7 protein-coding genes and 1 pseudogene are annotated in these 10,070 nt (G+C 58.8%); 3 read left to right on the forward strand and 5 right to left on the reverse strand.

Annotation, left to right across the window (positions count from 1 at the left end):
- Positions 1-23 precede the first annotated feature (23 nt).
- Both P0D96_RS42990 and P0D96_RS42995 read left to right on the forward strand, forming a co-directional pair.
- Positions 24-959 (forward strand): beta-keto acid cleavage family enzyme, encoded by a 936-nt coding sequence (locus tag P0D96_RS42990; protein WP_408320021.1) that lies wholly within the window; start codon positions 24-26, stop codon positions 957-959.
- A gap of 229 nt (positions 960-1,188) precedes the next feature.
- Positions 1,189-1,914: an NAD(P)H-dependent oxidoreductase gene (locus P0D96_RS42995; protein ID WP_408183346.1), complete on the forward strand. Its 726-nt coding sequence runs from the start codon at positions 1,189-1,191 to the stop codon at positions 1,912-1,914.
- A 679-nt stretch (positions 1,915-2,593) separates the two neighbouring features.
- On the opposite strand, the gene P0D96_RS43000 is transcribed toward P0D96_RS42995, so the two are convergent.
- From P0D96_RS43000 to P0D96_RS43020, 5 genes and pseudogenes are all read right to left on the reverse strand, one after another.
- Positions 2,594-3,571 (reverse strand): IS5 family transposase, encoded by a 978-nt coding sequence (locus P0D96_RS43000; protein WP_408183739.1) that lies wholly within the window; start codon positions 3,569-3,571, stop codon positions 2,594-2,596.
- A 152-nt stretch (positions 3,572-3,723) separates the two neighbouring features.
- Complete coding sequence (locus P0D96_RS43005) at positions 3,724-5,229, reverse strand: MltF family protein (protein WP_408183687.1); 1,506 nt, start codon at positions 5,227-5,229, stop codon at positions 3,724-3,726.
- A 231-nt stretch (positions 5,230-5,460) separates the two neighbouring features.
- On the reverse strand, positions 5,461-6,873 hold the full coding sequence (locus tag P0D96_RS43010) for a DUF2252 domain-containing protein (RefSeq protein WP_408320024.1): 1,413 nt from the start codon (positions 6,871-6,873) through the stop codon (positions 5,461-5,463).
- A 910-nt stretch (positions 6,874-7,783) separates the two neighbouring features.
- A complete protein-coding gene (locus tag P0D96_RS43015) occupies positions 7,784-8,590 on the reverse strand; it encodes an aminotransferase-like domain-containing protein (protein ID WP_408320026.1) in 807 nt (268 codons plus the stop codon).
- A 69-nt stretch (positions 8,591-8,659) separates the two neighbouring features.
- Positions 8,660-9,334: pseudogene (locus P0D96_RS43020) on the reverse strand (IS6 family transposase).
- A 249-nt stretch (positions 9,335-9,583) separates the two neighbouring features.
- Between P0D96_RS43020 and P0D96_RS43025 the strand changes: the two are divergent.
- Positions 9,584-10,070 (forward strand): AI-2E family transporter (locus P0D96_RS43025; protein WP_459252707.1); only part of this gene is annotated, 487 nt, incomplete at its 3' end.

Genomic DNA, 10,070 nt, shown 5'->3' on the forward strand with positions numbered 1-10,070 from the left:
CGCATCAAATATCTGGAGAAAACATGAGCAAACAGAAGATTATCGTGACAATCGCGCCAACAGGTGGCATGGCATACAAATCACAAAACCCCCATCTGCCGACGCAGCCCGACGAGATCGCTCGCGACGTGTACGACTGCTATAACGCGGGCGCCAGCGTCGTGGCCGTGCATGCTCGCCGCCCAGACGACGGCGCAACCTGCGATGCGTCGATCTACCGCGACATCAACCGCCGCATCCGCGACAAATGCGACATCGTTATCAATAACTCCACAGGCGGCGGCGTGCATGGCGACATGATTGCGCAAGGCCCGAACGGCTACTGGGAAATTCTGTGGGAAGAGCGTCTCAAGGGCATGGATGCTGGCGCCGAGATGTGCACGCTCGATGCGACAACCATCATCGCGAGCTTCGGTGGCAAGGAACTGCTGATGCACACGTCGCCGGAACGCTCGAAGTATCTGGCTCAGGAAATGAAGAAACGCGGCATCAAGCCAGAGTGGGAGGTTTTCAGCCCGACTCATATCGTCCAGGACGTCGCGACTCTGACAGCGGCAGGGTTCGACGAAGAGCCGTTTTTTATCAACCTTGTACTTGGTGTCCATCGCGGCTTTCAGAACGCGATGCCATACACGCCGCGTGTGCTGCAATCGATGGTAGACCTGCTGCCGAAGGGGAGCATTTTTTGTGTCAGCGGTATCGGGCCCGCGCAGTTGCCCGCGGCGATGAATTCGTTGCTGCTAGGCGGCCACGTCCGCGTTGGGCTGGAAGACAACTTGTACTATCGCCCAGGCGAACTGGCCACTAACGTTCAACTGACCGAGCGGATCGTGCGCCTCGTGCGCGAGATGGGCTACGAGCCTGCAACGCCAGCTGAAGCGCGCGGGATTATGGGACTGCCTCGCAAGGGCGACGTGCGGGCGGAGTTTGCTCCCGTACTGGCTGCGGCCGACCACTAGAATCCGGCTTGCGGCTATGCACCGCAAAACTTCCTCGCATGTCCGGTCTCGTGCGTGTTAATCACGTTGGCCTTCGACTCTTCATACAACCCCGGGTACGAACTCCGTATGCACGGAAGTATGGAATGTACGACCACATACGGTGGCGGGGGCGAACGATCGCCATAGTAATCGAACGGTCTTCATCCATGCCTGGCGGCAGGGGGGGCCAACAGGAGTCGAGTAGAAGATGAAAGTACTTGTTGTCCACGCTCATCCAGAGGCTAAATCATTCGCGTCGGCTATGAAAAACGCCGCCGTTGACGTACTGACTGCGGCCGGCCACAGCGTTGAAGTCACCGATCTGTATGCACTTAACTTTAATCCAGTAGCCAATGCTGCCGATTTCGGGGTTCCTCAAAACGGCGACTATCTTGTCTATGCCCTCGAGCAACGGCACGGACTTGAGACAGGAACACTGTCAGCCGACATCCTGAATGAAGTCGAAAAAGTCCGCCGCTGTGACCTGCTGCTTCTGACGTTCCCCATCTATTGGTTCTCCATGCCTGCAATTCTCAAAGGCTGGATAGACAGGGTTTTCGTCTCAGGAGCGTTCTACGGTGGCCGACGTATCTATGACCGTGGCGGAATGATTGGAAGGAAAGCTCTGGTCTGCGCCACGCTCGGCAGCCGGCAATCGATGGTTTGCGACGGTGGGATCCATGGCGATCTCGCAATGATGTTGCGTCCTCTCCTGCAAGGAACCCTTGGCTATGTTGGCTTCGACGTTCTCGACCCCTTCTTTGCGTATCACGTGCCGTACATCGAACACCAGGAGCGTCTCGAGATCCTCGATGCCTGGAGGGCTTCGCTTGGAGCACTTGAGCGCAGACCCGCGATGCAGATGCCAACCCTGGCCGACTTCGACGAGACGCTTTCGCGACGACTGCCGGGCAAGGGCTTGCGGAACGCGTAGATTTTTTGAATTCCGACTTTTGGAAACCTTGAATAGCGTATCGATCGATGCAGACAACCGCGAGAGCGTGGCGGTGCGACGGCACCAGCCTTCCCTCTATCACAATCTGGGCAGGCGAAAAGGTCGGCAGTTTCGCTATCACGGAACCTGACGCGAGTATGGACCTGAGTGTGCAGGCCATGCAAACAAACGCTGTGCGGAAGGCTAGCAGCTTGCCGGAATTGTCAATAGCCTCTCCGGGATCTCTGTTTGAAACGGTCTCTAAATAAAAAAATGAGTCGGTTGGCAACCGGAACGGAACTCGGCGTGAACGTCATGTTGATGCACTGGAAATAATTCTCGCAAAGGATGAACGTCGCACACTCGCGCACCAACTGATTTTTCACCTCTGGCGAGATCCTTTGGTGCGTCGTCCGCATGGGCTGATAGTCATGTTGCACACGGTTCCGTTTTGTCGACAACGCGCTCTCGCTCAGATCTTGAGAGGTGACACCTTGGTTCCCGCTGCAAAGCTCCAATGAGTCTGGGCGCGCTGGATCGACTTAAGGCTACGCTGAAGAAGCCACCGTTTTCGCCGACAGCTTGATGCTGAATTTCGGAACGTGAGATCAGCGATGCGACTGGTTCGATTTCCCGGCCCTGAAGGACCTGGCAAGTGGGCTCTCGACCCATCGGCTGCTTATGGACGCACCTGTGCCATCAGCCGCGTGCGGCTCATGTAGATGTTGGCCAGCGCGAGTGCAGTAAAGGCACGCGTGGCGTTCTTCGCGAGGCCGCGATAGCGCACCTTGCCGAAGCCCCACAGCCGCTTGACCACCGCAAAGACGTGTTCGACCCGGGCACGAATCTTCGACTTGTTGCGGTTTTTCGAGCGCTTGGTTTCATCGACTTCACCACTGCGGTTGCGCACACGCTGGTTAGTGAAGTCCTTCGCTTTCGGCGCCTTGCTGGCGATGAGTTCCTTCTGGCTCGCATAGGCGCTGTCACCGTACACACGCCGCTCGTCGCCGTGCAGCAGCGCCGGCAGCGGATGCTTGTCGTGCACGTTTGCCGCCGTCACTACCGCGCTGTGTGCCAGTCCCGTCTGGCTATCCACACCGATGTGCAGCTTCATGCCGAAGTACCACTGCTGGCCCTTCCTTGTCTGATGCAATTCGGGGTCTCGTGCCTTGTCCGCATTCTTCGTGGAACTGGGCGCACCGATGATGGTGGCATCCACGATCGTGCCGGTGCCAACCTTCAGCCCATGCCCTTGCAGTACTTCGCCGACCTTGGAGAACAACTGCTCGCCGAGCTTGTTGCGCTCCAGCAGCCGGCGAAACTTCAACAGCGTCGTGCCATCGGGAACCCGCTCGCGCCCCAGGTCAATCCCGACGAATCGCCGCAATGCGGTGCTATCCAGCAGCGCCTCCTCGCACGCTTCATCGGCCAGGTTGAACCAGTGCTGCACAAAGTGCATGCGCAGCATGCGCTCCAGACCCACTGGCGGGCGACCGCCTTGACCCTTCGGATAGTACGGCTCGACAACCTCGCACAGTTGCGCCCACGGCACGATCTGCTCCATCGTCTCAAGGAACACATCGCGTTTGGTTGGCCGACGGTACTGTTCAAATCCGGCGCCTTGATCGGCCGCCATCGCAAGGGTCTGTTGTTTCATGCAAATCTAACGATTGAACGCCCAATGCCGTTGACCATTTTCAGCGTAGCCTTAAGCTTTCATCTGGGCCGTCTGCCAGTTTGGCAGTGCCGGGCCCTTATGCTTCAATGAGTTGGTCGATCTCAATCGCCTTCCACCACACTTACGTCCTGTCAATTCGGCGGCTGCATCTTCCCTAAAGCCCTGGTTCTGGCCGCTTGAGCATCGGCGATCAAGCGGTATGCGGCGTAATATTTGAATATGTTGCGTACGTACGTCGTGGTTTCGATACCGATCTTCTCCGCGACTACGATTTCGACATTGTTGAACCACTTGTCCGGATCCAGCCCGCGGGCCGCGGCCTCCTTGCGCATCTTTGCGATATTGGCCGCCCCCGCGTTGTAGCTCGCGAAGGCAAACAACGTGCGATTGTCATCGTCGAAGTGCGCGTCCGGAAAGTAGCGTGTCATCAGCCGATCCATGTATTTGGTGCCCGCATGGATGTTGGACTCGGTTACAGCGATGTTGCCGACTGCCATTTCCTTGCCTGTTCCCGGCATCAACTGCATGACGCCGATCGCGCCAACGTGACTGCGCGCCGACTGGTTCAACTGCGATTCCTGATAGCCTTGGGCGGCCAGCATCAGAGGGTCGAAGCCATACTGCTTGCCATACTTCTCGAAGAGGGTAAGTGTTTCTTCGAAACGCTTGCGCTCCACCGCACCCGAAGCATCAGTGACTTGCCTGATACGCTTCATGAACTGTGCGAGCCGATAGTCGATGACGCCCTGCTTTTTGAGAAACTCGTTATAGAAATCGGTCACCGCAGCCTGCAGTTGCGGGCTGTTCTTCCTGATCGCCCAACCCACATAGCCTTCGCTGCGTACCACCAGATCCTCCCTGACCTTGATCCGAGGCAGAACTTGCGCCCACAGTTTTGCTTTCCAGTCGTCGGCCACTACGATGCCGAGCATTCCCGCATTGAGCATTTCGAGCGTGTCCTCATCTTCGAGTGCGTCGGGCAGCAGCGTGATCTGCATGACCGGCTTGCCCGCTTTCCTGAACCGGTCGTTCAGCGCCGTCAGACTCTCGAAGTAACTCGTCGCCTTGCGTACATACACCTGCTTTCCCGCGAGGTCGTCCAGGGTTGCGATAGCCGGAGCGCGGGGACCGGTCACAATCAGTTCCCGGACCGGCTTGCGGTCACGCGGCGCAACAAAGTCGACAAGCTTGCGCCGGTCGTCGGTCGCCGTCAGGTTGCCCGCCGAGATATCGCCCAGCCCGGTCTGGAGGTTCGTCAGAAGTTTGTCCCGGGTCGTTGGAATCAGGAAGACCGTCACCGGGCGTTTGCCGAGCCGGCTGGCGTAGCGCTTGTTGACGTAACGTTCGAAGTCGCGCGCGAGTTCAGCGGTCAGACCGCGTTCTCGACCTTTGTCGTTGAAGTACAGCGTACGGCTGAACGGCACCAGAAAGCGGATCGAGCGGCGCTCGAGCATCGCGTCGAAGTCTCCGGTCCACGGTTTGACCGCGAGGTTCAACTGGCGGGTTTTCGCAACAGCAGCCGGGGCCGACGATGCTTGTGCCACAGCGGATGCACCCGGTCCCGACGCGGCTCGCGCCGACGACGAGAGCACCGAAATCCCGACCAGCAAGGCGCCAACAAAGCGAAGTCCCGTCATGATATGTCCTCACCATCTGAACGACAATCCGCGAAGTCAAACCGCCGTCGTTCAGAACTTAGGGCGTTTCGAATCCGCGATACAGCGTTCCGCCGTGCGCCAACCTGCCCGTCGGCAAGATTGCCTCCTACGCTCTCGCCCTAACGCGTCGTGCCGCATCGCAGAGATCGAGCACGCCGGAAATCCGATACATAACTAACGACAACCAATGCGGGCGAGTCGTCGAGGACGCTATTCCTCAACGAGAGCTTCCAGCCTCCCAGTGCGTACCGCCTTCACCAGCGCCGCGTGATCACGCTCCGTCTGATCTGCATAGGCGAGCGAAAACGTGCCGATGGCCTCGTCAAAGGTGTCGCCCTTGCCCAGATAGCCACTGATAGTCGTGGCATCCCCGGACTTGGCATGGGCGCGGGCCAGGGTCCAGCCGCAGAGCCCGGCATAGCGGTTGATCTGCGCGGGCGTGACTTCCTCGGTGGGAGCCGACATCTTCATGTCCCGCAACTGGCGCACAAAAAAGTCATAGCCTCGCTGTCCCCGCAACCAACCTAAAAAGATGTCGCTGGAGGACTGCATCAGCCGTTGTCCCATGACGACGCGCTGTCCCTGATTGTCATAGTGGCTCTTTTCCGCATAGGGTTCGAGGACCGACCGGCGCTGTTCCTTGAACTGGAGGATCAGGGGATGGTCTTCCTCGTCGAAAAACAGCCCGATGAAGCACCGGGTGCCGACGCTGCCAATACCCACGACCTTCAGGGCGAAGTCCTCCAGGTGGTAGCGATCCATGAGGACACGGCGTTCGTCGGACAGCGACTGGCGATAGTCGGCCAGTGCCTCACGAACCCGTTCCTCGAAGCCCGGGTCACTGACGTGGTAGAGCAGCGGCGGTTGATCGACCAGGCGACGTCGCCCAGCCACTTCGCCGGTGATCTTGGGAAAGAGGTTTTCGACAACACGCTGGCGGGCTTTTTCTGCCAGTCGTTCGCGGGTCTTTTTGACCTTTTCATCGGATGCCATCGCAATGAGGGTTTCCATGTCCAGGCGGGTGTACCAGACTTCCAGCGGATTCATCCGGGAGTATTCCCGCAGGTGCTCCCGATATGTGCGCACGCACTCGAGGACGGCTGTCCGGGAATCTGCATCCGGCAAGTCGTTATCGCGCCCAGCAATCGCGAAACTGACGGCCAGCCGTTTGAGGTCCCATTCCCAGGGCGCTGGCAGCGTTTCGTCAAAGTCGTTCAGATCGAAGACCAGATTGCGCTCCGGGGTGGCAAACAGGCCAAAATTCAACAGGTGGCAGTCTCCACAGGCTTGTACTCGAAGACCTGTACTTGGGGTAGTCGCGAGATCGTGGGCCATGAGCGCCGCCGAGCCGCGCAGGAACGTGAAGGGACTGCGGAGCATACGGCCATAGCGGATCGGGACCAGTTCCGGCAATCGGTCCTGGTTCGATTCTTCCAGTATCTCGATGGGATCCCGGCGCTGGGCCGATGGTGTCCAGTCGGCGTGGCTGCCGCGCGGCACCTTATCGCGCAACGCCTGACCGGCGGCGAGACGCTCTGCGCGGGAGCGAAGAACCCGGACATCCTCCACGACGTTATGGACTTTGGTCTTGGCCTTCCCACGCGCCTTCACGATGGTTTCCATGCTCGCCTCCTCCTGGCCGGCTCGCGCCGCGGATTGTACTTTTGCATGACGAATCGTCACGGTAGCGCATTGACTCAGGTTATTTGTTGTTGTTGCCTCATGTAGTTTGCTACCTTCCAGATGGCTGGCAGGAGCGACTTCTGACGAGGCGACTCAGCATGGCAACAAGACGGGAATTGATTGAGTCGACGGCGCCGCAGATTCGCTAGTCTGCGACGACGCGTTGATGGATACCACGACGATCAATGGGCCACCCATCAGCCTGAATGTCCTGATTGCTTTCATTGCTCACTCCTGTTGAACCGCGATAAATCCCACGGCGATTGCTGGTTTGCACGTGACAACAATTGGAAATCGACGATCCTGGTGGGGTGGTCGATCATTGCGAACGGTCACACGGTTCAATCCACGTAAAGTTGTCCCTCCTCAGAGTCACCACACTGACTCTCCGGCGATCCAGAGGTATTTTTGGGAGCTGCTTTCAAAATGTAGGCTTCGGCACGAAAAGCGGCAATGCGACTTTGGTCCGATTCCGTGAAAATAAGGAACGCCGTACTCTGAGAAATCTACTTTCGAATCAGCCAATCCGTGACTGTTGCGACAGCGCCCGGACGCCTCGGGCGCGATGCCTCCGTTGCGCCTGACCATGACGTGCCGAGGCACCTCCCAAGCGAGGATTCACCCTGATCAGCAGATCCAGAAGATGTCGAAAGGCAGCACGAATGACCGTTGAACCTCGGAGGCTGCCATTAAGGTCGCGCCGGGTCGAAGGGCAGAAGAGGGTCGACTGCCGACGATTCTGTCGGGCAGGAGTCGGCCACTGCAGGCGGTGGTGTGAATATCTCGGATGTCTGAAGGAAGTCGAAAAGCGGCCGCAGGCTGATTGGGCTCTGACGTAGCATTACATGCTTCATGTATAGCGTCTTATCACCTCACGCAGCCGGTCGCAGGAATTGACGAGGTTTCTCTCCGGTGAGGTCGCGACAGCCAACAAAAGTCCTGATCTCGCAGAGGCTGGCGACGCATACCACGGTGACAGCGGTGCGGGACCCAATCCGAACTCTAACAATGCTCTCGCGATGGAGATGTCCGAGACGCCGTCGGGCAACCGCACAAGTACGGACAAGCCGGCAGTCGTTGTCTCGAAAGCACGCTCATCGAGGCATTTGAGCAACGCGTCGCGTTGACCGACATAGAGCCGCTTCATGCGTCGAAGAATACGCATGTAGTGTCCGTCGTGCATGAACTGCGCCGTCGCGAGTTGCACAGACAGCCAAGGTGACGGAGCCAGGCATGCTGCCAACTCTGCGAACCGGGATACAAGCGGCAAGGGGGCGACAACGAATCCCAATCGCAATGCAGGACTGGTCGTTTTGCTGAAGGAGCCAATATGAATGACGTGCTGGCCACGATCAAGCGACGCGAGCGCCGGCGCGGCGCGTGCCGTCAGTTGCAGCTCGCTCAGATAGTCGTCTTCAAGGACCCAGGCTCCTTCTTTCGCAGCCCAGTCGAGAAGGCGCAGACGCCTGGCGAGTGAGAGCGTGGGACCGAGCGGTGCCTGCTGCCCGGGAGTTACGACAACCAGATCGGTATTCGGCTCATGTTGGAAGCCGTAGTCGATATTGAGTCCTTCCGCATCTACCGGTATCGGCGAAAGTGACATACTCGCGAGTTCCAACCCGTGTCGGGTGAACGGAAAACCCGGGTTCTCCCGCATAGGCACTTCGGCCGGCTTTGTCGCTATAGGGAAGGCGAGTCAGACAAATTTCGATATGATGAGGACTACTCATGCGACCAACGGGTAAATCTGCTGGGCGGGAGTTTGCGCGATGCCCCCGTCTTTCATCTGGCCTTTGACGATCATGTGCATGAACTCGAAACGCTCAGAATGATGCGTGCACAACGAAAATTCTTGAAGCCCAGCATTGGTCGGGTGCGACGCTTGATGGCACGGTGGCCCTGCTCGACGACGTTGTTCAGGTACTTCTTCTGGCGGATCCTGATCGGCGCACGTTGAGCGTTAAGCACCCGTAGCGCCGCCAGATTTGATCCGCTTTTATCAATCGTCACGGTCTGCGGTTCGCCGTTCCGGGCAATCGCCTTTTCGAAGTAGCGCCGGGCCGCAACCTTGTCACGATGGGCTCGCCGCAGGAAATCGATCGTGTTGCCAGCCTTGTCCACGGCGCGATACAGATATTTCCATTCGCCCCTGACCCGAAGTAGTGCCGACCTCCCGCTTGCAGCGTCGGAACGCTTTCTCCAGCACCGGCAACAGTTTGAGCGCCCAGCGATGCACGGTCGAATGGTCAACCGAAATTCCTCGCTCGGCCATCATCTGCTCGAGGTGGCGCAGACTCAGCGGATACGCAACATACCAGCGTACGCAGAGAAGGATTACTTCAAGCGGATAGTGCAGACGCTTGAGCACCTTCGCCACAGCCGGATTCAGGTTCAGATTCATCGATCAGATCGTTCGTTCTCGAGACTTCAGCATAGCAGGTCCCTTATTGCGACAAAGCCCATTGAACCAAAGTCCAATGGCGGCGGTTCTTCGAAGGCTATAGGCTGAGTAGGCGAGACATTTTGTCTGCGGTCGGCGCAGCCCCCGCAAGCGTGGCCGTTGCCCATCGCGCAGCCCTGTCGGCGGTATGCGCCACCGGACCGCACGCCCCCGCGCGGCTGTGGCCTGATCGCGTGTCAGGAGAATGACGTGAATTCGCGACCGCAAGCGGATATTGCCCGCATCCTGCTGATCATCGTGATTCTTTCGCTGCTGATCTTCGGCAGTCTTTATATCGTCCGTCCGTTTCTGCCGGCGCTGATCTGGGCGACGATGATCGTCGTTGCCACCTGGCCCGTGATGATCGGTATCGAAAGGCGCGTCGGTGGCCGCCGCTGGATCGCCGTCACCGTGATGCTGATCGGCCTGCTGGTCGTAATCGTGCTGCCGCTGTACGGGGCGGTGTCGACGATCGCCGAGCATGGCGGCGACATTGTCGACCAGGCCGAGGCGCTGCCGAACTACTCGCTGCCTCCCCCGCCCGGCTGGTTGCATGAGGTGCCGCTCGCCGGCGAAGGCCTCGCACGCGAGTGGCAGCGCCTGTCCGACGCGGGTCGCGGTGGCATCCTTGCGCAAGTGCAGCCTTATGCGTTGATCGCCGCGAAATGGCTGCTCTCGCAAGCCGGCACGGTCGGCC

It is taken from the genome of Paraburkholderia sp. RL17-347-BIC-D (assembly GCF_046027915.1).
GTDB lineage: Bacteria > Pseudomonadota > Gammaproteobacteria > Burkholderiales > Burkholderiaceae > Paraburkholderia.

What these genes read in the sequence shown, in the direction of transcription:
- P0D96_RS42990 (WP_408320021.1), top strand. Translation starts at nt 24, where the DNA reads ATGAGCAAACAGAAGATTATCGTGACAATCGCGCCAACAGGTGGCATG.
- P0D96_RS42995 (WP_408183346.1), top strand. Translation starts at nt 1,189, where the DNA reads ATGAAAGTACTTGTTGTCCACGCTCATCCAGAGGCTAAATCATTCGCG.
- P0D96_RS43000 (WP_408183739.1), bottom strand. Translation starts at nt 3,571, where the DNA reads ATGAAACAACAGACCCTTGCGATGGCGGCCGATCAAGGCGCCGGATTT.
- P0D96_RS43005 (WP_408183687.1), bottom strand. Translation starts at nt 5,229, where the DNA reads ATGACGGGACTTCGCTTTGTTGGCGCCTTGCTGGTCGGGATTTCGGTG.
- P0D96_RS43010 (WP_408320024.1), bottom strand. Translation starts at nt 6,873, where the DNA reads ATGGAAACCATCGTGAAGGCGCGTGGGAAGGCCAAGACCAAAGTCCAT.
- P0D96_RS43015 (WP_408320026.1), bottom strand. Translation starts at nt 8,590, where the DNA reads ATGCGGGAGAACCCGGGTTTTCCGTTCACCCGACACGGGTTGGAACTC.